This is a genomic window from Streptomyces sp. MMCC 100 (genome assembly GCF_041538145.2).
Classification (GTDB): Bacteria; Actinomycetota; Actinomycetes; order Streptomycetales; family Streptomycetaceae; genus Streptomyces.
In genome coordinates, this window is record NZ_JBGORK020000001.1 from 6631268 (window position 1) to 6656529 (window position 25262).

General features: G+C 70.9%; 24 protein-coding genes and 2 tRNA genes. 11 read left to right on the plus strand and 15 right to left on the minus strand.

Annotated elements, in window-relative coordinates; genetic code table 11:
• Positions 1 to 361: 361 nt before the first annotated feature.
• The 5 genes from ABS735_RS30530 to ABS735_RS30550 all read right to left on the minus strand — a co-directional run bounded on the left by ABS735_RS30530 (position 362) and on the right by ABS735_RS30550 (position 4595).
• Positions 362 to 1684 carry an HD-GYP domain-containing protein gene (locus ABS735_RS30530; RefSeq protein ID WP_373902498.1) on the minus strand — a complete coding sequence of 441 codons (1323 nt, stop codon included), beginning with the start codon at positions 1682 to 1684 and terminating at the stop codon, positions 362 to 364.
• 134 nt (positions 1685 to 1818) lie between these two features.
• Positions 1819 to 2130 carry a mycothiol system anti-sigma-R factor gene (gene rsrA / locus ABS735_RS30535; protein ID WP_061442628.1) on the minus strand — a complete coding sequence of 104 codons (312 nt, stop codon included), beginning with the start codon at positions 2128 to 2130 and terminating at the stop codon, positions 1819 to 1821.
• Positions 2127 to 2810: an RNA polymerase sigma factor SigR gene (gene sigR / locus ABS735_RS30540; RefSeq protein ID WP_373902499.1), complete on the minus strand. Its 684-nt coding sequence runs from the start codon at positions 2808 to 2810 to the stop codon at positions 2127 to 2129. The genes rsrA and sigR overlap by 4 nt, the downstream gene beginning before the upstream one ends.
• A 311-nt stretch (positions 2811 to 3121) precedes the next feature.
• Positions 3122 to 3757 (minus strand): alpha/beta hydrolase family protein, encoded by a 636-nt coding sequence (locus ABS735_RS30545; protein WP_373902500.1) that lies wholly within the window; start codon positions 3755 to 3757, stop codon positions 3122 to 3124.
• A 22-nt stretch (positions 3758 to 3779) separates the two neighbouring features.
• Positions 3780 to 4595 (minus strand): SOS response-associated peptidase, encoded by an 816-nt coding sequence (locus ABS735_RS30550; protein ID WP_373902501.1) that lies wholly within the window; start codon positions 4593 to 4595, stop codon positions 3780 to 3782.
• 104 nt (positions 4596 to 4699) lie between these two features.
• Between ABS735_RS30550 and ABS735_RS30555 the strand changes: the two genes are divergently transcribed.
• The 4 genes from ABS735_RS30555 (at position 4700) to ABS735_RS30570 (ending at position 8372) form a co-directional block, all read left to right on the plus strand.
• Entirely contained in the window at positions 4700 to 5422 is a 723-nt protein-coding gene (locus ABS735_RS30555; RefSeq protein WP_373902502.1) for a M50 family metallopeptidase, read from the plus strand.
• Positions 5423 to 5545: 123 nt separating this feature from the next.
• The gene (gene aroA, locus ABS735_RS30560; RefSeq protein ID WP_373902503.1) at positions 5546 to 6862 is read left to right on the plus strand and encodes a 3-phosphoshikimate 1-carboxyvinyltransferase; all 1317 of its coding nucleotides are present in this window, start codon (positions 5546 to 5548) and stop codon (positions 6860 to 6862) included.
• 12 nt (positions 6863 to 6874) lie between these two features.
• Positions 6875 to 7888, plus strand: coding sequence for a ribosome small subunit-dependent GTPase A (gene rsgA, locus ABS735_RS30565; protein WP_373902504.1), 1014 nt, complete (start codon positions 6875 to 6877; stop codon positions 7886 to 7888).
• A 160-nt stretch (positions 7889 to 8048) separates the two neighbouring features.
• Entirely contained in the window at positions 8049 to 8372 is a 324-nt protein-coding gene (locus tag ABS735_RS30570) for a DMT family transporter (protein WP_030400671.1), read from the plus strand.
• 11 nt (positions 8373 to 8383) lie between these two features.
• Here the strand turns inward: ABS735_RS30570 and ABS735_RS30575 are convergent, their stop codons facing one another.
• Complete coding sequence (locus ABS735_RS30575; RefSeq protein WP_373902505.1) at positions 8384 to 8998, minus strand: TetR/AcrR family transcriptional regulator; 615 nt, start codon at positions 8996 to 8998, stop codon at positions 8384 to 8386.
• 194 nt (positions 8999 to 9192) lie between these two features.
• Between ABS735_RS30575 and hisN the strand changes: the two genes are divergently transcribed.
• Positions 9193 to 9993, plus strand: coding sequence for a histidinol-phosphatase (gene hisN, locus ABS735_RS30580; RefSeq protein ID WP_373902506.1), 801 nt, complete (start codon positions 9193 to 9195; stop codon positions 9991 to 9993).
• A gap of 132 nt (positions 9994 to 10125) precedes the next feature.
• Positions 10126 to 10533, plus strand: coding sequence for a CBS domain-containing protein (locus ABS735_RS30585; RefSeq protein WP_373902507.1), 408 nt, complete (start codon positions 10126 to 10128; stop codon positions 10531 to 10533).
• A 192-nt stretch (positions 10534 to 10725) separates the two neighbouring features.
• Here the strand turns inward: ABS735_RS30585 and ABS735_RS30590 are convergent, their stop codons facing one another.
• Positions 10726 to 12177, minus strand: coding sequence for a catalase (locus ABS735_RS30590; protein WP_373902508.1), 1452 nt, complete (start codon positions 12175 to 12177; stop codon positions 10726 to 10728).
• A gap of 153 nt (positions 12178 to 12330) precedes the next feature.
• On the opposite strand from ABS735_RS30590, the gene ABS735_RS30595 reads away from it, so the two are divergent.
• The gene (locus tag ABS735_RS30595; protein WP_042825116.1) at positions 12331 to 12747 is read left to right on the plus strand and encodes a Fur family transcriptional regulator; all 417 of its coding nucleotides are present in this window, start codon (positions 12331 to 12333) and stop codon (positions 12745 to 12747) included.
• A 50-nt stretch (positions 12748 to 12797) separates the two neighbouring features.
• Positions 12798 to 12871, plus strand: a tRNA-Met gene (locus tag ABS735_RS30600).
• A gap of 276 nt (positions 12872 to 13147) precedes the next feature.
• Here the strand turns inward: ABS735_RS30600 and ABS735_RS30605 are convergent.
• The 3 genes from ABS735_RS30605 to ABS735_RS30615 form a co-directional block, all read right to left on the minus strand.
• On the minus strand, positions 13148 to 14980 hold the full coding sequence (locus ABS735_RS30605; protein ID WP_373902509.1) for a tetratricopeptide repeat protein: 1833 nt from the start codon (positions 14978 to 14980) through the stop codon (positions 13148 to 13150).
• Between the two features lie 231 nt (positions 14981 to 15211).
• A tRNA-Met gene (locus ABS735_RS30610) sits at positions 15212 to 15285 on the minus strand.
• Between the two features lie 78 nt (positions 15286 to 15363).
• The gene (locus tag ABS735_RS30615; protein WP_373902770.1) at positions 15364 to 18366 is read right to left on the minus strand and encodes a UPF0182 family membrane protein; all 3003 of its coding nucleotides are present in this window, start codon (positions 18364 to 18366) and stop codon (positions 15364 to 15366) included.
• Between the two features lie 164 nt (positions 18367 to 18530).
• On the opposite strand from ABS735_RS30615, the gene ABS735_RS30620 reads away from it, so the two are divergent.
• The gene (locus ABS735_RS30620; RefSeq protein WP_373902510.1) at positions 18531 to 19073 is read left to right on the plus strand and encodes a PPA1309 family protein; all 543 of its coding nucleotides are present in this window, start codon (positions 18531 to 18533) and stop codon (positions 19071 to 19073) included.
• A 39-nt stretch (positions 19074 to 19112) separates the two neighbouring features.
• Here the strand turns inward: ABS735_RS30620 and ABS735_RS30625 are convergent, their stop codons facing one another.
• From ABS735_RS30625 to ABS735_RS30640, 4 genes are all read right to left on the minus strand, one after another.
• A complete protein-coding gene (locus ABS735_RS30625) occupies positions 19113 to 20207 on the minus strand; it encodes a YlbL family protein (protein WP_373902511.1) in 1095 nt (364 codons plus the stop codon).
• A 74-nt stretch (positions 20208 to 20281) separates the two neighbouring features.
• Positions 20282 to 20446, minus strand: coding sequence for a hypothetical protein (locus ABS735_RS30630; RefSeq protein ID WP_373902512.1), 165 nt, complete (start codon positions 20444 to 20446; stop codon positions 20282 to 20284).
• 122 nt (positions 20447 to 20568) lie between these two features.
• Positions 20569 to 21030 carry a molybdenum cofactor biosynthesis protein MoaE gene (locus ABS735_RS30635; RefSeq protein WP_373902513.1) on the minus strand — a complete coding sequence of 154 codons (462 nt, stop codon included), beginning with the start codon at positions 21028 to 21030 and terminating at the stop codon, positions 20569 to 20571.
• A gap of 123 nt (positions 21031 to 21153) precedes the next feature.
• Positions 21154 to 22275: an SDR family oxidoreductase gene (locus tag ABS735_RS30640; RefSeq protein ID WP_102931330.1), complete on the minus strand. Its 1122-nt coding sequence runs from the start codon at positions 22273 to 22275 to the stop codon at positions 21154 to 21156.
• 192 nt (positions 22276 to 22467) lie between these two features.
• On the opposite strand from ABS735_RS30640, the gene ABS735_RS30645 reads away from it, so the two are divergent.
• The gene (locus ABS735_RS30645; RefSeq protein ID WP_373902514.1) at positions 22468 to 23922 is read left to right on the plus strand and encodes a zinc-dependent metalloprotease; all 1455 of its coding nucleotides are present in this window, start codon (positions 22468 to 22470) and stop codon (positions 23920 to 23922) included.
• Entirely contained in the window at positions 23919 to 24434 is a 516-nt protein-coding gene (locus tag ABS735_RS30650) for an NUDIX hydrolase (RefSeq protein ID WP_373902515.1), read from the plus strand. The genes ABS735_RS30645 and ABS735_RS30650 overlap by 4 nt, the downstream gene beginning before the upstream one ends.
• Positions 24435 to 24494: 60 nt before the next feature.
• On the opposite strand, the gene ABS735_RS30655 is transcribed toward ABS735_RS30650, so the two are convergent.
• Positions 24495 to 25250 (minus strand): AIM24 family protein, encoded by a 756-nt coding sequence (locus ABS735_RS30655; protein WP_373902516.1) that lies wholly within the window; start codon positions 25248 to 25250, stop codon positions 24495 to 24497.
• Positions 25251 to 25262: the final 12 nt, after the last annotated feature.

Below are 25262 nucleotides of genomic sequence, written 5' to 3' on the forward strand. Positions count from 1 at the left end.
CAGACACGGCCCAGACGGCAGCCACGACCCGACCCACAGACACGGCCCAGACGGCAGCCACGACCCGACCCACAGACACGGCCCAGACGGCAGCCACGACCCGACCCACAGACACGGCCCAGACGGCAGCCACGACCCGACCCACAGACACGGCCCAGACGGCTGACGCGACCGGGGCGGCAGGCCCGGCAGAGGCGGCCGGCAGGACACGGGCCACAGAAGCGACCCAGGCCACAGGCTCGGCGGAGCCGCCTGATACGACCGGGGCGGCAGGCCCGGCAGAGGTGGCCGGCAGGACCCGGGCCACAGAAGCGGCCCGGGCGACAAGCCCGGTGGAGGCGCGCCGGGGGCTTAGGCTTCCTCATGACGCCCCCTTGCCGACGCGGTCCCGCGCGCCCCCGCCCCGGCCCGGTACCGGATCGGCGCGGGCCGGCGTGCCGTCCGCCGTCACCGACGGGCGCCAGCCGTGGCGTCCGAGAGCGTGGACCAGCGCCCGCACCATCCGCGGATCGAACTGGGCCCCGGCACACCGCTGGAGCTCCTCCAGCGCCGTCGCGACGGGACGGGCCCTGCTGTAGGAGCGCGTGGACGTCATCGCGTCGAAGGCGTCGGCCACGGCCACCACCCGGGCCGACTCGGGGATCCGGTCGCCGACCAGTCCGTAGGGGTAGCCGCTGCCGTCCAGCCGTTCGTGGTGGTGGAGGACGGCGGCGCGGGCCTCTCCGAGGAAGCGGATGCCGCGCACCATCTCGTGCCCGTACTCGGGGTGCAGTTCGATCACCCGCCGCTCCTCGGGCGTCAGCGGCCCGTCCTTGCGCAGCAGCCGGGTGGGCACACCGAGCTTGCCCACGTCGTGCAGGATCCCGGCGAAGCGGAGGGTCTCGACGCGTTCGTCGTCCATGCCCAGCTCGCGGGCGATCATCATGGAGGCCTGGCCGACGCGCTCACTGTGGCCGCGCGTGTAGCCGTCCTTGATGTCGACGGCCTGCACCAGCGCCCGGATGGTCGCCTGGTGCGCGGCCCGCTCGCGGTGGTACTGGGCGAAGGCCCACCACGCCACGCACATCGGCAGCAGAACGAGCAGCGCGGCCACCGGGCCGTACGGGCTCCGCCACAGGACCGCCATCATCAGCCCGGCGAGCCCGTGCACGGCGATCGGCGCGAGCGACCGGGAGAACAACCCCCGCCACGCCCGGCTCGGCGGCACGCGGTCGGCAAGGGTGAGGATCCCGCCGTCGAGGACGGTGAGCACCAGGCAGAACGCGAGTACGGCGGCCCCGGCCGGCACGAGGGCGTACGGGAAAGCGGGCTCGACGACCGCGTCCCGCCCGCCGAGCCGCCAGTGGACGCAGGCGGCGGCCCACACGGCGAGGGTCAGCTGCGCGGCCCGCCAGACGCGCCGCAGGCCGAACGGCCGCCGCGGCACCGGGGACAGCAGCGCCCCGGGCAGCGCCACGAGCGCGGCGGCGGGCGGCGGCAACAGGAAGGCACCGGCGAGCAGGACGGGGTAGCAGGTCCCGACGAAGCGGGACCGCGCGACCAGCTCGGAGCCCGCGTACAGCCCGGCCAGCAGCAGTACCGCCCACCAGGGGGCGTGCACCGACGGCAGCGGCCGCAGGCAGAGCAGGGCGACGAGGGCGACGCAAACGACGTACGCACGCGCGCGTGCGGGTACCGCGTCCATGAGCCCCTCCCCGGCCACGCCTGTAAGGCTCGGAGCCTAGGGCGGCGGCGGGGAGGCCGCGGGCAGATAACCCGCGGATTAGCACGTACGAGTGACTTCGGTGCGGCTCGGGACACCGGGCGGTTCTGGACTGCTCAGGACTCCTGCGGAGCCGACGGCGTGGCCGTGACGTCGTGTTCGGGCACGGACTGCCCCGACCGGATCAGGTCCAGCCGTCCCATGACCTTGGCGCGCAGGTCACCCGGCACGTCGTCCTGTCCGCAGCACCGCTTGACCAGCTTCTTCACGGCCTGCTCCAGCCCGTACTTCTCCAGGCAGGGCGAGCACTCCTCGAAGTGGTGCTCGAACTTCACGCAGTCCGAGTCCGGCATCTCTTTGTCGAGGAACTCGTAGAGATGATCGAGGATTTCGCTGCAATCCGTCTCGTGCGGCTCTCCGCAGCTCATGACCCCGAGCCTTTCGCTTCGTTCGACTCTCCGGCGCCGGCGGGGACCAGACCGCGGTCGCGGGCGTAGTCCTCCAGCATGCCGCGCAGCTGACGGCGTCCACGGTGCAGCCGGGACATCACCGTACCGATGGGTGTCCCCATGATGTCCGCGATCTCCTTGTAGGCAAAGCCCTCGACGTCCGCCAAATACACGGCGATACGGAATTCCTCGGGGATCGCCTGGAGCGCCCGCTTCACGTCCGAGTCGGGCAGGTGGTCGAGCGCCTGCGACTCCGCGGAGCGCAGACCCGTCGACATGTGCGACTCGGCACGCGCGAGCTGCCAGTCCTCGATCTCCTCGGCCGCGCTGCGCTGGGGTTCGCGCTGCTTCTTGCGGTACGAGTTGATGAAGGTGTTCGTGAGGATGCGGTACAGCCACGCCTTGAGGTTGGTGCCCTCGCGGAACTGGTGGAAGGACGCGTACGCCTTGGCGTAGGTCTCCTGCACCAGGTCCTCGGCGTCGGCCGGATTACGCGTCATGCGCAGCGCGGCCGAGTACATCTGGTCGAGGAACTCCAGCGCGTCCCGCTCGAAGCGCGCGCTGCGCTCCGCGGTCGACTCCGCGTCCGTACCCCGGCCCTCGGGCTGCTCCGCCTGGCCGTGTTCGGTCCCTGCGTCGGTCCCAGTGACCGGACCCACCTCCTCCAGTGATGTCGTGAAACCGAGACCGGTCTCACTCGAATCGGAGGATAGACGACGATCCGGTCCGCCCGCCGCCCGAACAGGGGCGGTCTTGGCAGCATGCAGCACGGTCCAGTCCAGGTCGGCGCGGCTGCTGCGACTCGAATCCAACGCTTCCGGGCGCAGCCCGTCCACGGGGTGGTGGTGGGAGACGGGAGGGCAGAAGGCTGAACCCATGCGGCGGACTTCCTCTCCTACGGCGTCGGTGCTGATTCTCAGCAACGTATGCACCGCACAACAGTGGCCGCCCGTCGGTCATTCCCGGGCGTTCAGCCGAGTGAGCCGACCCACTGGGCGACACCGTCGGTGATCAGTTCCAGCGCCTGCTCCTGGGTGATCTCCGCCCGCTTGGGCACGGCGAAGCCGTGGTCGCCGTACGGCACCTCGATCAGGTCGTAGGTCCCCTCCGGCGCCTCGGGGAACTCCTGCGGCCTGCCGAAGGGGTCGTTGCCGCCCTGGACGACGAGGGTGGGCACCCCGGCTCCGAGCAGCTCGTCGGCGCGGGACTTCTCCGGCTTGCCCGGCGGGTGCAGGGGAAAGCTGAGGGCGAGGACGGCGTGGGCGCCCAGTTCCCCGGCGGTGCGGCAGGCGACGCGGGCGCCGGCGCTGCGGCCGCCCGAGATCACCGGCAGGCCGGGCGCGGCGAGCGCGGGCCAGATGCGCCGCCAGCCGGTGTCCAGGGTCTTCGGCGCGGGCGCCAGCTTCTTGCCCGCCACCCGCCAGGGCTGCTCCACGAGGGCGACGCCGACCCCGTGGTCCGGCAGTACGGCCGCCAGGGCCTGCAGGTCGCGTGCCTCGATGCCGCCGCCGGCGCCGTGGCTCACGGCGAGGACGAGTCGGGGCTCCTTCGCCGGGTGCCAGGTGATGCGGGCGGGGCCGGCGTCCGTCTCGACCGTCTCTGTCACAACCGTTGTCGCATCCGTCACGTCAGAAGAGTGTGCCCTCTTCCGGTGCCTCCAGCTCCTTGAGCAGCTCCGGCCCGTTGTTGCGGACGTTGCTCACGGCCGTGGAGACGGGGAAGGCCCGCATCAGCCCGGCGGGCGGGGGTGCCAGCAGGGAGGTCAGCTCGTCGGGGTCGGTGCGCGCCGGGTCGAGCCAGTCGTCCCAGCGGTCCTGCGGGAGCATGAGGGGCATCCGGGGGTGGATGTCGGCCAGGGCGTGCGGGCCGTCCTCCGGGGCGACGGCGAGCGGTGTGGTCTCGGCCTCGGTGGTGATCACCGAGCACGTCACCCACCAGGCCTGCGGGTGGTCGTCCGGCAGCGTCCTGTCCCGCCAGAACTCGTAGAGTCCGGCCATGGCGAAGACGGACCCGTCGGCCGGGGTCACGAAGTACGGCTGCTTGCGGGGCCGCTTCTTGCGTCCCTCGACCTCCAGGTCCCGCTCCTGCTTGCCGGTGACCCACTCGTAGTAGCCGTCGGCGGGCAGGATGCAGCGCCGGGTGCTGAATGCCCGGCGGTAGGAGGGCTTCTCGTGGACGGTCTCCGCGCGGGCGTTGATCATCCGGGCGCCGCCCTCGGGCGTCTTGGACCAGGACGGGACCAGACCCCACCTCAGCTTCCGCAGCTGGCGAACCGGCTCCGGGTCCTCGACGTCTTTCAGGGGACGGTCCAGGACGGCGTAGACCTCCTTGGTGGGGGCCACGTTGTAGTCGGGCTCCAAGCTCTCCCTGGGCTCCCACTTCTCGATCTCAAAGATTCCCGCGAGATCCTCGGGTCGACGACTCGCCGCATACCGTCCGCACATACGTGCCACACTGCCAGGCCCACCCGTCGTCCGGCCACCACCCCTCGACGAGGCGCTTCGCGCCGCACCCGCTCAACCGCACGAACGAGGAGCCCCCACCCGACATGGACCACCTCGCAACGGCCTCGCTCACCTCCCTGTGGGACGAGGTCTCCGGCACCCAGCCCGATCCCGACCTGTGGGTGGTGATCGCGACCCTGGTGGCCGCGCTCGCCGTCGTCGCGACGCGCGGGTCGTGGCGGATAGCGCGCAACGCCATCACCATCGCCCACGAGGGCGGTCACGGTCTGGTGGCCCTGCTGACCGGCCGCACCCTGACCGGGATCACCCTGCACTCGGACACCAGCGGCCTGACGGTGAGCCGGGGCAAGCCGCACGGGGTCGGCATGATCCTCACCGCCGTCGCCGGCTACACCGCTCCCCCGCTGCTCGGACTCGGCGGCGCCGCGCTGCTGGCCGCGGGGCGCATCACGCTGCTGCTGTGGCTGGCGACGGCACTGCTCGTGGCCCTGCTGGTGATGGTCCGCAACGCGTACGGGGTGCTGACCGTGGTGGTCACCGGCGGCACGTTCGTCCTGGTGTCCTGGCTGGCCGGGCCGCAGGTGCAGGCGGCGTTCGCGTACGCGGTGGTGTGGTTCCTGCTGCTCGGCGGGGTGCGCCCGGCGTTCGAGCTGCAGGCCAAGCGGGCCCGGGGCGGTGCCGGGGACTCGGACGCGGACCAGCTGGCGCGGCTGACCCATGCGCCGGCGGGGGTGTGGTTCTTCCTCTTCCACGCGGTGTCGCTGTGCTCGCTGATCGGCGGCGGGCGCTGGCTGCTGGAGCTGTGAGAGCCCGGACGCCGTCCTCACGCTCCGCATATATGCACGGCAAGTGCACTGTTGCGGTTTCGGTCAGGTTTCGCCGCTTTTGATCAAGATCTCCGGTCGTCCTCAGCCATTAAAGTGGGGCCCATGACCGTGAACCCCGCGCACACCGCCCTCTGGCCCGCCCCGCACGCGAGCGGAGCCGTCGACGCGACCGTCCACGTGCCCGGATCCAAGTCGGTCACCAACCGCGCCCTGGTGCTGGCCGCCCTCGCCTCCGAGCCCGGCTGGCTGCGCCGCCCGCTGCGCTCCCGCGACACCGTGCTGATGGCCGAGGCGTTGCGCGCGATGGGCGTCGAGATCGAGGAGGGCGTCGGCCCGGACGGCACCGGCGAGTTCTGGCGGGTCATCCCGGCGGGCCTGCGCGGCCCGGCCACGGTCGACGTCGGCAACGCCGGCACGGTGATGCGCTTCCTGCCGCCGGTCGCCACGCTCGCCGACGGCGCCGTCCGCTTCGACGGCGACCCCCGGTCCTACGAGCGTCCGCTGCACGGCGTGATCGACGCGCTGCGCGTGCTGGGTGCCCGTATCGACGACGACGGGCGCGGCTCCCTGCCGCTGACCGTGCAGGGCGGCGGCGCGCTGGAGGGCGGGCCGGTCGAGATCGACGCGTCGTCCTCCTCGCAGTTCGTCAGCGCCCTGCTGCTGTCCGGACCGCGCTTCAACCAGGGCGTCGAGGTGCGCCACACCGGCTCAGCACTGCCGTCCATGCCGCACATCCGCATGACCGTCGACATGCTGCGCGCGGTCGGCGCCCAGGTCGACACTCCCGAGTCCGGCGGCGAGCCGAACGTGTGGCGTGTCACGCCGGGCGCGCTGCTCGGCCGGGACCTGACGATCGAGCCGGACCTCTCCAACGCCCAGCCGTTCCTGGCGGCGGCGCTGGTGACCGGCGGCAAGGTCGTGGTCCCCGACTGGCCGTCCCACACCACCCAGCCCGGTGACCGGCTGCGCGAGATCTTCACCGAAATGGGCGGTTCCTGCGAACTGACGGACTTCGGGCTCATGTTCACCGGATCGGGTGCGATTCACGGCATCGACGTCGACCTGAGCGAGGTCGGCGAGCTGACCCCGGGCGTCGCGGCCGTCGCCGCCCTCGCGGACTCCCCCTCGACCCTGCGCGGCGTGGCCCATCTGCGGCTGCACGAGACGGACCGCCTGGCCGCGCTCACCAAGGAGATCAACGAGCTCGGCGGTGACGTCACCGAGACCGCCGACGGTCTGCACATCCGCCCGCGTCGGCTGCACGGCGGCGTCTTCCACACCTACGAGGACCACCGCATGGCCACCGCCGGCGCCGTCATCGGCCTCGCGGTCGAGGGCGTTCAGGTCGAGAACGTGGCGACGACCGCCAAGACCCTGCCCGACTTCCCCGATCTGTGGACCGGGATGCTCGGGGCGTAGGGACGGTTCGCCATGCGCCGCTACGGCAAGCACACCGACGAGGACGACATCCGCTCCCGCCCCAACCGCAAGGGCAACCGGCCGCGCACCCACATCCGGCCCAAGCACGAGGACGCCGCCGAGGGCCTGGTCCTCACCGTGGACCGCGGCCGGCTGACCTGCCTCGTCGACGACCGGATCGTCATGGCGATGAAGGCGCGCGAACTGGGTCGCAAGGCGGCGATCGTGGGCGACCGGGTGGCCCTGGTCGGCGACCTGTCCGGCAAGAAGGACACGCTCGCGCGGATCGTCCGCATCGAGGAGCGCACCTCGGTCCTGCGCCGCACGGCCGACGACGACGACCCCTATGAGCGGGTGGTCGTCGCCAACGCCGACCAGCTCGCCATCGTCACCGCCCTCGCCGACCCCGAGCCGCGCCCCCGCCTCATCGACCGCTGTCTGGTCGCGGCGTTCGACGGCGGCCTCACCCCGCTGCTGGTGATGACCAAGTCGGACCTGGCTCCGCCGGACGAACTCCTGGAGCTGTACGGCGCGTTGGACATCCCCTACGTCGTCACCAGCCGCGAGGAGCTGGAGAACGGCGCCGCCGCGGACCTCGTGCGCGAGCACCTGGACGGGAGGATCACCGCCTTCGTCGGCCACTCCGGCGTCGGCAAGACGACCCTGGTCAACACCCTGGTGCCCGAGGACCGCCGCCGGGTCACGGGTCACGTCAACGCGGTGACGGGCCGCGGCCGGCACACCACGACCTCGGCGCTCGCCCTGCCGCTGTCCTCGGCGGAGGGCGGCTGGGTCGTCGACACCCCGGGCGTACGGTCGTTCGGGCTGGCGCACATCGACCCGTCCCGGGTGATCAACGCATTCCCCGACCTGGTGCCCGGCACGGAGGGCTGTCCGCGCGCGTGCAGTCACGACGAGCCCGACTGCGCGCTGGACGCCTGGGTCGCCGAGGGGCACGCCGACCCGGCCCGGCTGTACTCGCTGCGCCGACTGCTGTCGACACGGGAACGCAAGGAAGGGGACTGACCACCGCGTTGTTTGCCGTGCCGTGCAGCCGGTAAGTGCATAATCGCACCAAGCCGGAACCAAGCACGAGCAAAACCGGACGAGGTCGGCGCCGGGCGAAGCCACTGACCGGCACCGATCGACGCAGCGGTCACGGTACGGGACTACGGGAGGACGAGACATGGCGTGGCTGCTGGTCATAGTGGCCGGGGTGCTCGAAACCGGCTTCGCCGTCTGCCTGAAGCTGTCGCACGGCTTCACCCGGCTCTGGCCCACCATCGCCTTCTGCGCCTTCGCGCTGGGCAGTTTCGGCCTGCTGACCATGTCCCTGAAGAAGCTCGACGTCGGTCCCGCGTACGCGGTGTGGACCGGCATCGGCGCGGCGGGCACCGCCATCTACGGCATGGTCTTCCTCGGCGACCTGGTCTCGACCCTGAAGATCGTCTCGATCAGCCTCGTCATCATCGGCGTGATCGGGCTGCAGCTGTCGGGTTCGGCCCACTGAGCCGCGCGCCGCTACGCCGTCAACCGGCCCGGCAGGGCGGTGCGCAGGAGGTCGGCCACCCCGCCCTCGGCGGGCGGCGCGGCGACGCAGGACAGGGCGAGTCGTACGGCCAGTTCGCAGGAGCGGGCCAGTTCGGCGGCGTCCGGCGGCGGAAGCGGACCGGCGCCGTGGAGGACGGCCACGGCACGGTCGCGGACGAGGCTCACGAAGTCGCCGGGCGAGGGCAGCGGACCGTCGGCCCGCCGCTGGGCCGGCACGGCGGCGGTGGAGGACGGCACCTCCGTCAGAACCGGTGAGGGCAGCCGCTCGCTCCAGCAACCGGTGAGCATGGCCCTGACCAGCGCGTTCTCATGAGCCGCCGACATCATCCACTCGGCGGTCGCGGTGAGGCGGTCGCGCGGATCACTGGGTCCGGACAGCGCGCGCTCGACCCCGGCGAGATAGCCGTCGGCCTCGCGCCTCACGAGCGCCCGGGCGAGGCCCTCCTTGCTGCCGAACTCGTTGTAGAGCGTCTGCCGGGACACCCCGGCAGAGGCCGCCACGTCCACCATCCGCACGGCGGACCACGGCCGGCACGCCAGCGCCGTGTACGCGGCGTCGAGCAGGGACTCCCGGGCTGCAGGCACCCTCGCCTCCCTCGGGCCGAGCGACTTGCTGCCAGATGTGCCGAGCGACTCGCTGCCAGATTTGACGGGTACGGGGGCACTGTCAAGGGTCCTCGCACCCGCTGTGCAGGGCCCTCGCGCCGCCTTCCCGCGCTCCGCCACGCCAGCCAAACCCCTGGTGGCCCCGCCCCGCCCGCGACAGATAGCGTGACGGCATGCCCGATTACCTCGACGACCTCCGCCTCGCCCACGTGCTCGCCGACGCCGCCGACGCCGCGACGATGGACCGCTTCAAGGCCCTCGACCTGAAGGTCGAGACGAAGCCGGACATGACCCCGGTGAGCGAGGCGGACAAGGCCGCCGAGGAACTCATCCGCGGCCACCTCGCCCGTGCCCGCCCCCGTGACTCGGTCCACGGCGAGGAGTTCGGCGTCGCGGGCACCGGCCCCCGGCGCTGGGTCATCGACCCGATCGACGGCACCAAGAACTACGTGCGCGGCGTCCCCGTCTGGGCGACCCTCATCTCCCTCATGGAGGCGAAGGAGGGGGGGTACCAGCCAGTCGTCGGGCTCGTCTCGGCGCCCGCGCTCGGCCGCCGCTGGTGGGCTGTGCAGGACCACGGCGCGTTCACCGGCCGCAGCCTGACCTCCGCCCACCGGCTCCACGTCTCCCAGGTCTCCACGCTCTCCGACGCCTCGTTCGCGTACTCCTCGCTGAGCGGCTGGGAGGAGCAGGGCCGGCTGGACGGCTTCATGGACCTGACCCGCGAGGTGTGGCGCACGCGCGCGTACGGCGACTTCTGGCCGTACATGATGGTCGCCGAGGGCTCGGTGGACATCTGCGCCGAACCCGAGCTCTCCCTCTGGGACATGGCCGCCAACGCGATCATCGTCACGGAGGCGGGCGGCACCTTCACCGGCCTCGACGGCCGTCCCGGCCCGCACAGCGGCAACGCGGCCGCGTCGAACGGCCGGCTCCACGACGAGCTGCTCGGGTATCTCAACCAGCGCTACTGAGCGCCCGCCGACTCGCCCTCCGCGCCCCCTTGTTGACCGGTGTTTTACCTGCCACTCTGAGAGTTCCCCCACTTGTGAACTTGTGAATCCATGAACTAACTCATGGATCACCGGCAGGAGGTGGCTCCACCCATGCTCGTCCGCGAAGTCATGAGCACGGTCGTCCTCACCATCGGTCCCGCCCACACGCTCCGCCAGGCCGCCGCCCTGATGTCCGCCCGCCGCGTCGGCGCTGCCGTGGTCTACGACCCCGACGCCGGCGGCATCGGCATCCTCACCGAACGCGACGTCCTGGTCTCCGTGGGCCGGGGCCAGGACCCGGACACCGAGCGCGCCCACGGCCACACCACCACCGACGTCGTCTTCGCCGCCCCGACCTGGACCGTGGAGGAGGCGGCGGGTGCGATGGCGCACGGCGGCTTCCGCCACCTCATCGTCCTGGACGGCGGCGAGCCCGTCGGCATCGTCTCGGTGCGCGACATCATCCGCCAATGGGCGCCGGCGCGCGCCCCGCACAACGCGCCGGTGGTGACCGCCTGACGCCAACGGAGCGACGTACGGACAGCAGGATCAAGACGCACGGACCCGAACGACACGCACGGACCGGTTACAACACACGGACCGGTACGACAAGCGGGCCGGTACGACAAGCGGGCCGGTACGGCAAACGGGCCGGACCCCCGTCCCCGGGGATCCGGCCCGTCGCTACGGCAAGCGGTCCAGTGCTGGATGTCAGCCGCGCAGGGCCTGGACCGCGGCCTCCAGCCGCTTGCCGAAGTCACCGTCGGCCTGACGGAAGTTGTCGACCGCGCGCTCGACGATGTCGTCGCGCGAGACGCCGGAGAGGGCGCCGGCCAGGTTGCCGATCAGCCGCTCCTTCTCCGCGTCCGTCATCAGCCGGTAGAGGTTGCCCGCCTGGACGAAGTCGTTGTCCTCGGCGTGCGAGGGGGCCTCGCTCTCGCCGGTGACGCCGGAGACCGGGACCGGCTGCCACAGGGCCCGGTCCGTCTGGAAGGGGCCGCCGAAGCTGTTCGGCTCGTAGTTCTTCGCGCCCTTGTGGCGGCCGTCGTACAGGTGGCCGTCACGGGAGTTGGTGCGCGCCACGGTGGCGTGCGGGCGGTTCACCGGCAGCTGGTCGGCGTTGATGCCGACGCGGTAGCGGTGGGCGTCGCCGTAGGCGAAGAGGCGGCCCTGGAGCATCTTGTCCGGGGACGGGCCGATGCCGGGCACGAAGTGCGCCGGGGAGAAGATCGACTGCTCGACCTCGGCGAAGATGTTCTCGGGATTGCGGTTGAGCTCCAGCTTGCCGAACCAGACGATCGGGTAGTCCGCGTGCGGCCACACCTTGGTCAGGTCGAACGGGTTGAACCGGTACGTCGCCGCCTCGGCCACGGGCATGATCTGCACGCCGACGGTCCAGGACGGGAAGTCGCCGCGCTCGATGGCCTCGCGCAGGTCGCGCTGGTGGGAGTCGGGGTCCTCACCGGCGAGCTTGTCGGCCTCGGCCTGCGTGAGGCACTTGATGCCCTGGTCGGTCTTGAAGTGGTACTTGACCCAGAAGGCCTCGCCGGCCTCGTTGTTCCACTGGTAGGTGTGCGAGCCGAAGCCGTCCATGTGGCGGTACGACGCCGGGATGCCGCGGTCGCCGAACAGCCAGGTCACCTGGTGCGTCGACTCCGGCGACAGGCTCCAGAAGTCCCAGACGTTGTCCATCTCGGTCGAACCCGTGTAGGGGTCGCGCTTCTGGGTGTGGATGAAGTCGGGGAACTTGATGGCGTCCTTGATGAAGAACACCGGGGTGTTGTTGCCGACGAGGTCGTAGTTGCCCTCTTCGGTGTAGAACTTCAGCGAGAAGCCGCGCGGGTCACGGACGGCGTCCGCCGCGCCCAGGTTGCCGGCCACGGTGGAGAAGCGGAGGAAAGTCTCCGTCTCCTTGCCTACCTCGGAGAGGAAGGCCGCTCGCGTGTACCGGGTGACATCGGCGGTGACCGTGAAGGTCCCGTAGGCGCCGGCGCCGCGGGCGTGAACGACGCGCTCCGGGATGCGCTCACGGTTGAAGTGGGCCAGCTTCTCCAGCAGGAGCTGGTCCTGGACGAGCACGGGGCCGCCGACGCCCGCGGTCTCACTGTTCTGGTTGTCGGCTACGGGAGCACCTGTCTCCGTAGTGAGCGGTCCCTGAGTCACGAGCTCCTCCTGCGCCAATCCTGGCAATCGTGCAAAACCTGTCCCTTGGCTAATGCCACTCCGAATCCTACAATAGACAGTGTCTAAGTCAAGCAGGACTCCAAAGTCACACCCGTTCGGGACCTGGTCCCCCTTGCTGTTAGGCTGGTCGGTATGAGTGACCTTCTGGAACGGCTGCGCGGTCGCGGTTGGCGCATGACCGCACAGCGGCGCGTGGTGGCCGAGGTCCTCGACGGCGAACACGTCCATCTGACGGCCGACGAGGTGCACTCCCGGGCCGTGGACAAGCTCCCCGAGATCTCCCGGGCGACCGTCTACAACACCCTGGGCGAGCTGGTCTCGCTCGGCGAGGTGCTGGAGGTCGCGACGGACAAGCGCGCCAAGCGCTACGACCCGAACGCGCACCGGCCGCACCACCACCTGGTCTGCGCCCAGTGCGGTGCGATCCGCGACGTCCATCCGACGGGCAATCCGCTGGCCGACCTCCCCGACTCGGAGCGCTTCGGCTTCGCGGTGTCGGAGGTCGAGGTGACGTACCGCGGCACCTGCCCGAACTGCGCGGCGGCGTGAGCGCGGATTTGCTTCTCGTCTTCGTGTTGACGTAGTGTTCCATTCATCGACGCGGGGTGGAGCAGCTCGGTAGCTCGCTGGGCTCATAACCCAGAGGTCGCAGGTTCAAATCCTGTCCCCGCTACTGAAGGCCGAGGGCCGGGATCCGAAAGGATCCCGGCCCTCGGTGCATTGGCGTGGCTGCGGGCAGTCGTGCCGCCGTTCCCGCCGTAACTGCGGGAAGTCGTGCGCCTCCCCCAGTGCCTGAACGGCCTGGGAGGTACCCCCAGGGCGATGGGGGTCCTCCCGCTCGAGCGAAGCCGAGAGTGGGGGAGGCACCCCGCCGGCGCCGGGCCGCGCGACCCACCTCGGCCACCAAAACCCGGGGCACCTGCAAAATGCGCCGGAGCTCAGCGCAGCGTCACGCCGACAGCTCCTGCCGCAACGCGTCCCGCAACCGCGCCGCCCGTTCCCCCACCTCGGCCGGCCCCAGCGACACCGCCAGATCCGCCCACCGCTGCCCCTCCGCCAGCTCCCCCCGCCGCGCACACACCAGCGCCAGCCGCAGCGCGGCCCGCCCGTGCCCCGCGTCGGCGGCCCGGCGCCACCACACCACGGCCTCCGGCTCACTCCCCTCGCGGGCCAGCAACAGCCCCAGGTTGAACGCGCCGTTGCGGGATCCGGCCTCGGCCGCCTCGCGGTACCACCGCGCCGCCTCCACCACGTCCCCCCGCGCCGCGGCGAGCATCCCGACCCGCACCTGGGCCCGCCGGTGCCCCTGGGAGGCCGCCCGCTCGTACCACTCCTCGCACTCGGACTTCTCCTGCGCCGGCTCACCCAGCTCGTGCGCGGGCGCGGGCGGCCGGCGCGCGTCCAGCACCGACGCCAGCCGGTACGCGGCCTCCGCACTGCCGCCCCCCGCCGCACAGCGCAGGAACCGCTCCGCCTCACGTTCGTCCCCGTCGCGCAGCCGCGCCATACCGACCTGCAGTGCCGCCTCGGTGTGCCCGGCCGCGGCGGCCCGCTCGTACCAGCGCAGCGCCGCCCGTCCCTCGCTCCGCCCGGCGTGCAGGATCCCGAGGTTGAAGGCGGCGTCGACGCTGCCCGCCTCGGCGGCCTTGGAGAACCACGGCTCGGCACCGGTCTCGTCCCCGGCCCGCAGCAGCAGGATGGCCAGCGCGTTGGAGGCCTCCCGGTGTCCGGCGTACGCGGCCCGCCGGTACCACTGCTCGGCCTGCGCGGTGCGCCCCTGCTCGGCGCAGAGCAGGCCGAGGTTGTACGCCCCGTTGTCGTCGCCGGCGTCCATCGCGGCCCGGTACCAGCGTTCCGCGGTCTGGGTCTCGCCGCGCTCGGCGTGCAGCGCGCCGAGGGCGTTGGCGGCGTTGCCGTCGCCGTCCTGGGCGGCGCGCAGCCACCACACGGCCGCGCTCTCGGTGTCCCCGGCGTCCCGCAGCAGGAAGCCCAGTGCACAGGCGGCGCGGGCCTCACCGTCCTTGGCGGACGTGAGGTACCAGCGGCCGGCCTCCTTGAGCTCGCCGCGCTTCTCCAGGATCGTCCCGAGGTGCAGCGCGCCCCGCCGGTGACCGCGCGCGGCGGCCTGCCGGTACCACTGCTCGGCCTCGTCGGCCACGAGGGCGGCCGCCTTGTCGTCGTCGCGCTGCCCGGCACGCCGGTCCAGCGTCCGCGCCAGCCGGTACGCCGCCTCCCGGTGCCCACGCTCGGCGGCGGCCCGCATCCACCCCTCGGACCCGGTGTCGTCGCCGCGGTGCTCCAGCAGGTCGGCGAGCGCGTAGGCGGCCAGTACGTGGCCCTGCTCGGCGGACTGGCACAGCCAGTACTCGGCGGCGGGCTCGTCCCCCCGTTCACGGAAGTGCCGGCCCAGCGCGTGCGCGGCGGCGGCGGACCCGGCGACGGCGGCGATGCGCCACCATCCGGCGGCCTCGTCGGCGTATCCCCGCTGGTGCAGCAGGACGCCCAGGTTGTTGGCGGCGGCCCGGTCGCCGGCCGCGGTGGCGGCGCGCAGGTGGGACTCGGCTCCGTCGAAGTCGCCGCGGCGCAGCAGCAGCGCGCCGAGCACGCTCATCGCCTCGACGTCACCGCCGTCGACGGCGAGCCGCAGACGCACTTCCTCGGCGGCCTCGTCGGCGGCTTCCTGAGCCTCGTCCGTGGCCTCGTCCGTGGCCTGGTCCTGACCGGACGGCTGCGCAAAACGCCCTGTCCCGAACAGATTTGCCATGTCCCCCATAACGTCCATCGTCGCACCACCCGCAACCTCGGTACATCCGGTATACCGCAGTCAGTGAGGTCACTTCAGCGTTTTGTCGACATGCCCACAGGGAGACAAGTCAAACACAGATCTGCCCAACTCCCCTTGGCGGCGCGGCCGTCGTGTCCACCGGTACATGCGTTCGCACATCACGAAGGCCCGGATTCCTTGTGGGAATCCGGGCCTTCGTGGTCGTTCGCAACAAGCTCACGACATCAGTAGCGGGGACAGGATTTGAACCTGCGACCTCTGGGTTATGAGCCCAGCGAGCTACCGAGCTGCTCCACCCCGCGCCGTTGTGTTCACAACCCTAGCACGGCGCGGGATGGGCTTTGACCAGCTCGAACGCCCGGCTCGACACGACCGGACGGTCAGCCGGTGTCCGATCCGCCACCGGCATCACCGGTCGGTGTCGCGTCCGGACCGGCCTTGTCGTCCCCGGCCTTGTCCCCGCTGTCCTTGTCGCCGGTGTTCTTGTCGTCGCCGTTCTTGCCGCCGGCGCTCTGGTCGGCCTTGGCCTGTGCGTCCTCGGCCTGCTGCAGCGCCTCCTCGAGGTCCTTCTGCGCCTCGGCGTACGCGGCCAAGTCCTTCTGTTCCAGGGCCTTCTGCCCGGCGTCGAAGGCCTTCTGCGCATCGCTCAGCGCGTCCCGGACCGTGGGGTTGGTGGACGTCGGCGGTGGCTCGGTCGTGTCGTCGCCCTCGTCCGGTGGCTGCTCGTTCTCGGCGGCCTGGGCTCCGAAGACCTTGTTGAGGGCCGCGTCGAGCGTGTTCTCGAAGGCGGTGTTGCCCCCGTAACTCACCAGGACCTTGCGCAACAACGGGTACTTGAGGTCGCCACCGCGCACGTAGACGGGCTCGACGTACAACAGCCCGCCGTCGAGCGGCACCGTCAGCAGGTTGCCGTACTCCACCTCCGAGTCGCCGCCTCTCAGCAGCCTGATGGACTCGGCGATGTCCTGTTCGGAGTTGAACTGGCTCTGCACCTGTTTGGGTCCGTCGACGGTCGTGCTCGTCGGCAGTTTCAGGATTCTGATCTTGCCGTAGTCGCTGGTGCCCGCCTCGGCGTCGACCGCCATGAACGCGCTGAGGTTGTCACGCCCGTTGGGGGTGAACGTCGTCGTCAGCGAGAAGGCCTGTGCCTTCTGGTCGGGCATCTTCATGCTCAGGTAGTACGGCGGCACCGCGTCGCCCGACTTGTTGGTCGGGTCGTCCGGCACCTGCCACACCTCGCTGCCGCTGAGGAACGTGTTGGCGTCCTTCACGTGGTAGCGCGTGAGCAGCTCGCGCTGGACCTTGAACAGGTCCTGCGGATAGCGCAGGTGCGCCATCAGCTCCTTGGAGATCTCGCTCTTGTCCTGCACCGTGTCCGGGAACGCCTTCATCCAGGTCTTCAGTATCGGATCCTGGGTGTCCCACTGGTAGAGCTTCACGTCGCCGCTGTACGCGTCGACGGTCGCCTTCACGGAGTTGCGGATGTAGTTGACCTGGTTCTGCTGGGCCACCACCGCGCGCGAGTTGTTGTTGGCGGTCAACGAGTCGGCCGTGGTGTCGCCCAGCGTCGTACGCGAGGCGTACGGATAGCCGTTCGTCGTGGTGTACGCGTCGACGATCCACTGGATACGGCCGTCCACCACCGCCGGATAGGCGTCGCCGTCGATGGTCAGCCAGGGGGCGACCGCCTCGACGCGCTCCTTGGGCGTGCGGTTGTACAGGATCCGCGACCCGTCGCCGATCGCACCGGAGTAGAGGATCTGCGGCTCGCTGAACGCCGCCGCGTACGCCGCCCGGTTGATCGGGCTGGACAGGTCGACGCCGCCGTCGCCCTTGTAGCTGAAGGTCTTCTCCCCGGTGTCGTCGGAGTAGTCGATCTCCTTCTGGGGACCGCCGACGATCGAGTAAGTGGTGGTCTTCTCGCCGTAGTAGACCCGCTGTTCGTACTTCCCGAGGTCGCCCTCGGACGGCAGGTTGGACTCGGTGAAGACCGGGCGCCCCTCGGAGTCGACCTGGGTGCCCTTCGCCGCGACCACGCCGTAGCCGTGGGTGTAGCGGAAGTGGTTGTTGATCCAGTTCTTCTTCGGGATGCCCGCCAGGTTCAGCTCGCGCAGACCGATGACCGTGTCCTGGTCCTTGCCGTCCTTGGCGTAGCGGTCGACGTCCAGGTTGGTCGGGAACGCGTAGTAGTTACGCATCTGCTGGAGCTGCTGGAACGTCGGCGAGATGACGTTCGGGTCCATGATGCGGATGGACGCCGCGGCGTCCGCGTCGTCACGGAGCTTGGTCTTGTCCTTGGTCTCGCTCTTGCCCGGGTACTCGGCGACCTGGGTGCCCTCGATGTCGTACGCGTCGCGCGTGGCCGCGAGGTTCTTCTCGACGTACGGCGCTTCCTTGGCCTGCTCGTTCGGCTGGACCTGGAACTTCTGGACCAGCGCCGGGTACAGGCCGCCGATGAGGATCGCGGAGAGCACCATCAGGCCGAAGCCGATCACGGGCAGCTGCCAGGTGCGCCGCCACAGGGTGGCGAAGAACAGCAGCGCGCAGATGACCGCGATGCAGAACAGGATCGTCTTCGCCGGCAGGTAGGCGTTGGCGTCGACGTACCTGAGGCCCGTCCAGTTGTCGGTCGCCTTGAAGTCGCTGGACTTCACCGCGAGCCCGTACCGGTCGAGCCAGTAGGCCACCGCCTTGAGGGCGACGAAGACGCCGATGAGCACCGACAGGTGTCCCGTGGCGGCGGCCGTGGCGCGCGCACCCGGGCTGGTGACGCGGAGCCCGCCGTACAGGTAGTGGGTGAGCGCGGCAGCGATCACCGAGATGATCACGGCTGCGAAGCCGAAGCCGAGCAGGAACCGGTACCAGGGCAGGTCGAAGGCGTAGAAGGACACGTCCAGCTTGAACTGGGGGTCCTTCTGCCCGAAGGACACGCCGTTGACCCACATCAGCCAGGTCCGCCACTGGCCGGACGCCGAGGCGCCGGCGATCAGGCCGACCAGGGCGGTGATGCCGAGCAGCAGCCACTTCTTGTACGGGGCGATGCCCATCCGGTACCGGTCGAGGTTCTGCTGCTCCATCGACATGGCGCTCAGCGGCGGACGCAGGCGGTGGGCCAACCAGATGTTGAACCCGACGGCGAGCGCCATCAGCAGGCCGAAGACGAAGAAAAGACCGATCTTCGTCCACAGGGTCGTCGTGAACACCGACGAGTAGTGGACCGACCGGTACCAGAGCCAGTCCGTCCAGAATCCCGCGAACATGGTGAACGCCATGAGGAGCACGGCGAGGACACCAAGTGTCAGCAGCAGGGTTCGGACACGCCGGGACGGGCGGCCCACTCTCATCCGCGGCCCCGTCGGGGGGCCTCCGCCGCGGTCCGGCATCTGGAAAGCCAAGGTGCGCACCTCGAAGTTCGCTGTTGATCCGTCAGGCCCTCGGGTTCGCGGGCCCCCCGTGCGCCCCCGTGATCGTGGGCCCACACTTATGCAACTTACTCATCGTTTACTCGGTTCCCGATTCGGGCCATGAACGAGGCAGGATTGTGACCATGTCCAACACCCCCATGGCAGCGAGCCCCCTCACCCGGGCCGTACTCGAGATCGACGAGTACGTCTCCGGCCTCGGCTGGGACCAGCCCGCACGCCTCTTCGCACTTGTCGACACCGCACGGCTGCGGGCCGACCAGCCCTCCCTCGCGGACCGGCTCGGTCTGCAGGACGAACCGGAGACCTCCGGCCTCACCCCGATCGAGCAGGACGAAGTTCCAACGGATCAGGCGCTCGACGAGTTCCTGGGCACCATCGCCTGGCCCGATGCCGTGGTCGGCTGCGCGCTCGCCGTGGAGCGCCTGATGCTGCCCCCCTCGGCCGAGGCCCAGGTGCCCTCGGGCCTCGACGGGAAGAAGCTCGCGCAGTGGGTGGCGGAGCACCCGGACCGTCAGGAGGTCCGCATGACGGTCGCGGTCCTGCGCGACGGCGCCCGCGACTCGGCCCTGCGGCTGCGGGAGAAGGACACGGCCACGGAGGTCCTCACGGGCTCCGACCTGGTGCCGGGTCTGGCCGAGGCGCTGACGGCGACCTTCGAGGAGTAGGCCTTCCGAACGCCGGGCTGCCGGACGCCTGTGCGGGGGCTATCCCTCCGTGCACTTCGGCAGGTCGGCGGTCTTTCCGGAGCGGATGTCCTTCAGCGCGCCGAGGGCGTCGTCGATGGTGTCGACCTTCACGAGGGTGAGCCCGTCGGGGGTGTCCTCGGCCGCTGCCGCGCAGTTGTCCGCGGGCGTCAGGAAGTACTGGGCGCCCTTGTCGTGCGCGCCGATGGTCTTCATGCCGATGCCGCCGATCGGGCCGACCTTGCCCTCGTCGTCGATCGTCCCGGTGCCGGCGACGAACTTGCCGCCGGTGAGGTCGCCCGGGGTGAGCTTGTCGTAGATGCCGAGGGCGAACATGAGACCGGCACTCGGGCCGCCGACGTCGGCCAGCTTGATGTCGATCTCGAACGGGAAGGTGTGATCGGTCCCGGCGGAGATCCCGACGACGGCGCGCTTCTCTCCGGCGTCGTCGGAGGTCTCGGTGGTGATCGTGACCTTGTGCGTCTTCGTCGCCGTCCGGCCCTCCTTCTCCGCGGCGGCCTGCTCCTTGGCGGGCACGACCGTGAAGACGGTGTCCTGTCCGGGCTTGTGCTTGGTCACCAGCTCGGCGACGTCCGCGGGCTCCTTGACGGTCGTGCCGTCCACGGCCTTGATCACGTCACCGGCGTGCAGCCTGCCCTGCGCCGGGGAGTCCTTGACCACCGCGGAGACGATCACCCAGGACTTCACCGGGATGTCGAGCGCCTTCAGGGCGGCGACCTTCGCGGTCTCCTGGGAGTGGCTGAACTCCTCCGCGTTCTCCTGGGTGGCCTCTTCCTCGGTCTTGCCGTCCGGGTAGAGGGTCTCGTGCGGCACCACGCTGTTGTCGTGCGCCAGCCAGCCGTAGACGGCTTCCACTAGGTTCATCTTGTACTCGGCGCTGGTGACCCGGACGGTGGTCATGTTCAGATGACCACTCGCCTCATAGGTCTTGTGGTCCGGGATCTGCAGCACCGGCTCGCCGTCGTGGTCCCCGAGGGTGTTCACCGTCGGCCCGGGAGACATCTCCGAGTAGGGCACGGGGATGAAAACACCCGCGCACAGGAGCGCGATCAGCATCAGGGTGGAGGCGAGCATCGTCGCGGTGCGGCGTGGCATGGCACGACAGTACGGGACGCGGCTGTCGGAACACCGTCAGGGCTGCGACTGCCAGGCGGCCGTCCAGGCGGTCGTCAGGCACCCGTGCGGGGCTTCTCCATGGCCGCACGGAACCGGGCGTACCCGTCCAGTTCGGGGCCGTCGCTCCGTGCCTTGCGGGTCCGGTTGGCCCAACTGCCCCACAGGCCCGCACCGACAGCGGCCACCAGCGGAATCAGCAACCAGGCAAGCGCCGCCATGCCGACCTCCCAACCCCATGAGCGTCCGCGACTGACTGATCAGCAGATTAACCATTCGCAGTGACAACGCTCACGCCGGGGGGCGGGTTACGCAACCGGAGTCGCGCAGGTGACACCCGTGGTCAGCAGGCCCCCACCCATTCCTCGGTGCCGTCGGAGAACGTCTGGTGCTTCCAGATCGGCACCTCGTGCTTCAGGTCGTCGATCAGCTTCCGGCAGGCGTCGAAGGCTTCGCCCCGGTGCGGGCAGGACACGGCGACGACCACCGCGAGGTCCCCGACCTCCAGGTCCCCCACACGGTGCAGCGCCGCGAGCGCCCGTACGGGGTACTCCGCGACGACCTTCTCGGCGATCCGCCGCATCTCGGCCTCGGCGCTCGGGTGGCACGAGTACCCGAGCCGGTCGACGTCGGTGCCTCCGTCGTGGTTGCGCACGGTCCCCACGAACAGCGCGGTCCCGCCGGCCGCGTCGTCCCCGACCGCGCGGAAGACCTCGTCCACGGACAGGGGCGTCTCGCGGATGCCGATCAGCCTGACGGGCTCCGCTGCGGCCAGCTCACCGGGGTGGTCGTTCGTGGTTGCCATACGCCCATCGTGCCCCACGCCGCGGACGACGCGGAATAGCGTGATCGCCCGGCACGCGCGCGTACGGCGTTGGAGTCTCCTACAGGGGGCCACTCCGGCGGCCCCGGCCGAGCGAGAGGCAGCTCAGATGCGGCGCCGGGCCTTCCGCGCGCGGCGCACCACCGCGGCCGCGCCCAGCAGCGCCACCGTCGCGCCCGCGGCTCCCGCCGCCGTCGCGTCCTTGCGCCCGAGGCGCCGGCCGGCGACCGTGTGCCGCCCCGATACCTCCTCGAGCAGCTCCGCCAGCACCTCCTCGTTCGTGTGCTTCGGGCGCCACCCGGCATCGTGCAGGCGACTGCCGCTCACGACCCAGGGGTACATCGTGTACGCAAGGTCCCCGGCCGGAGAGGGGGTCAGTCCGATCCGGTGCAGCCGGGCCGCCGCGCCGAGCGCGACCGCCGAGGGCAGCTCCATGCGCCGGATGCCGCTGAGCTCCTCGACCTCCTCCTGCTCCAGCCAGCCGTCGCACCCGACGGCCAGCTCACCGTCGGCCTTCTCCAGGACGGCGTACTCCAGGGCGCTGCACAGGTCGTCGACGTGGCAGAACTGCCAGGCCGGCCGCGACCCGGCCACGACCAGCAGCCTGGGCGACTCGAAGTACCTGGTCAGCGCGGTGTCCATGCCGCCGACCAGTACGGCGGGCCGGACGACCGTCACGTTGAGGCCGGGGTGCGCCCGCGGCGCTCGCCGTGCGAGCCGCTCGATCTCCAGCAGGTCCCCGACGCCCGTGGCCTCGGCCGTGGCGCGCAGCTCGGCGTCCTCGGAGAGCGGCAGCTCGTTGTCCGGGAGGGCGCCGTAGACCATCGCGGAGGTGCACAGCACGACCCGGTGCACACCGGCCGCCGCCGCGGCGGTCAGAACGGTCTGGGTCCCCCGTACGTTGTAAGCCGTACGGGCGGCCGCGTCGGTCTCCAGGTCGAGGTCGAGCGCCAGGTGCACCACAACGTCCGCACCACGCAGTTTCTCGGCGATGGCCGGGTCCCGGACGTCCAGAATCTGCCACTCGGCCGCCTCGCACCCGCCGCGCCGTTCGTCGATGGCCACGACCTGTCTGACCTCGTCGGACGCGGCGAGCCGCTCGGTGAGCAGCGCCCCGACCCCGGAGGCGGCACCGGTGACCGCGACGACGGGTCCGCGCGCGCCGGGGCGGGCGGAACTGGTTGACTGGTTTCGCGCTGCGCGAACCTGCGGATCTGGGGAACTCACCGGGCGTCTCCAGAGGTTGTCTTCAGTACGAGCGCGAGCGACGCGTGCGTACCAGGTGGCATCCATCCTGCCGCAGGCCGTCAGTCGGCGAAGCACCGAGGCCCGATCGGCCTCGGGTGTCTACGCTGGGTGGTGAAGTCGGGCAGCCGTGCCGCCGGAAAGAACCGGCGGCCCTACCAGCCGAGGAACCCCGTGAGTGACACCCCATTCGGATTCGGCCTTCCGCCGGAGGAGCCGGACGACGGCGACGAGGGCAAGAAGAAGGACCAGCAGAGCGGCGGTGGTCAGGGACCGGCCAACCCGTTGGGTTTCGGGATGTCCGGAGCCGGAGGCCTGGGCGGCCCCGGCGCGGACAACCCGTTCGCTGCCATGTTCGGTTCCATGAACCCCAACGACCTGGGCGCCGCGTTCCAGCAGCTGGGCCAGATGCTCTCCTACGAGGGCGGCCCGGTGAACTGGGACATGGCCAAGCAGATCGCCCGCCAGACGGTCTCCCAGGGCACGCCGGACGGCCGCAAGGACGCCAGCGTCGGTCCCGCCGAGCGCAATGCCGTCCAGGAGGCCGTGCGTCTGGCCGACCTCTGGCTGGACGACGCGACCGCCCTGCCCTCGGGCGCGGGCACCGCCGTGGCCTGGAGCCGCGCGGAGTGGGTCGAGGCGACCCTGCCCGCCTGGCGCGAGCTGGTCGACCCGGTCGCCGAGCGCGTCGGCAACGCCATGGGCGACGTGCTGCCGGAGGAGATGCAGGCCATGGCGGGCCCGCTGATCGGCATGATGCGGTCCATGGGCGGCGCCATGTTCGGCACGCAGATCGGACAGGCCGTCGGCGTGCTCGCCGGCGAGGTCGTCGGCTCGACCGACGTGGGCCTGCCGCTCGGCCCGGCCGGCAAGGCCGCGCTGCTGCCGGCGAACATCGAGTCGTTCGGCAAGGACCTCGGCGTGCCGCAGGAGGAGGTGCGGCTGTACCTCGCCCTGCGCGAGGCCGCCCACCAGCGCCTCTTCGCGCACGTGCCGTGGCTGCGCTCGCACCTGTTCGGTGCCGTCGACGGCTACGCCCGTGGCATCAAGGTCGACACGGCCAAGCTGGAGGACGTGGTCGGCCAGTTCGACCCGCAGAACCCCGAGCAGCTGCAGGAGGCTCTCCAGCAGGGCATGTTCCAGCCGGAGGACACCCCGGAGCAGAAGGCGGCCCTGGCCCGTCTGGAGACGGCTCTGGCACTCGTCGAGGGCTGGGTGGACGCGGTGGTGCACACCGCCGCCAAGCCGCGCCTGTCCTCCGCCGACGCGCTGCGCGAGACGCTGCGGCGCCGTCGCGCCTCGGGCGGTCCCGCGGAGCAGACGTTCGCGACGCTGATCGGTCTGGAGCTGCGCCCGCGCCGTCTGCGCGACGCCTCACGCCTGTGGGCGTCCCTGACGGACGCGCACGGTGTCGACGGCCGGGACGGTCTGTGGGCCCACCCGGACATGCTGCCGACCGCGACCGACCTGGACGACCCGGACGGCTTCGTGCACCGTGAGCAGCTCGACTTCTCCGAGCTGGACAAGATGCTCGGCGAGGCGGCCGGCAAGCCCGACCTGAAGAAGAAGGACCAGGGCCAGCAGAGGGACGACGGCCAGGACGAGGCCAAGGGCGACGACGGCGAGTGAGCCTCCACGACGACGCGGTCCTGGTCCTGAAGGGGTACGAGGGCCAGGACGAGTTGCGCCAGGTCTACCTGGACCATCTCGCGACGCACCCCGACGGGATGTGGAAGGCCTGCGCCGACGGGCACATCACGGCGAGCGCCATGGTGATCGACCCGGTGCGCGAGCGGGTCCTGCTCACCCTGCACAAGAAGATGCGCATGTGGCTGCAGATGGGCGGTCACTGCGAGCCGGTCGACGAGACGCTGGCCCGGGCGGCCCTGCGCGAGGGCACGGAGGAGTCGGGCATCGCCGGGCTGACCCTGCTTCCGGGCGGCCCGGTGCGGCTGGACCGCCACCACACGCCCTGTGCCTGGCACCTGGACGTCCAGTACGCGGCCCTGGCTCCCGAGGGGGCCGTGGAGGCGATCAGCGACGAGTCCCTCGACCTGCGCTGGTTCCCGTACGCCGAGGTGGCGGACGTGGCCGACGAGTCGGTCGTACGCCTGCTGGAGGCGACCCGCGCCCGCCTGTGACCGGTAAGGGGTGACCGCTCTTGCGATCACCCCTTACCGAACTGCGGCTGTGCTGCGCGCTCAGCTCCAGACGTTGCCCTGGTTCTGACCGCGGGCTCCCTGCTGGCCCATGCCGTACTGGGCGGCGAGACCCGAGCCGACCTGCGCGTTCTGCGGCGGCAGCAGCTCACTGGGCTGGACGAGCGCGAAGCCGCTGCCCATGAAGCTCAGCTCCCAGCCCTCACCGGTGTTGCCGCGGCGCCGCCACACGCCGGAGGAGTGGGTCTGGGCCTGCATCTGCACGCGCAGGCCGGTGGACCAGGCGACGATCGCGTCGGCGTCGCAGTTGACGTACTTGTCGGGCGTCACCTGCATGAACAGGGGGGAGCCCGAGGTCATCAGGGCGACCTTGCCCCGGCCGGTGATGTTGAGCTGGTACTTCCCGGAGCCGGAGATGCCGTAGAGGCTGTCCACCGCGATGACCTCGTGGTGGAGGGACGAGTCCATCGCGAGCACGTAGCTGCTGTCGACGGTGAGACCGTCCTGGTCGACGTCCACCACGTGGACGCACTGGGCGAGGTTGGAGAAGTAGACCGTGCCCTGCCCGTGGCAGCGCATCAGGTCCAGGCCCTCACCGGTGTGCGCACGCGCGCGCGACTGGTTGTTGCTCCGGTACTCGGCGTCGAACTCGACGAGCCCCTGGTAGGCGACCATCGTGCCCTTGCGGGCGAGCACGTCGTCATGGCCCGTCAGGGCGACACGGAGCATGTGCTTGTTCTGCAGGCTCCAGGCTTCCTGGGCCTGCTGGTCGTTGTAGGCGAAAATCGGGCTCTGCATGATGTCTGGCTC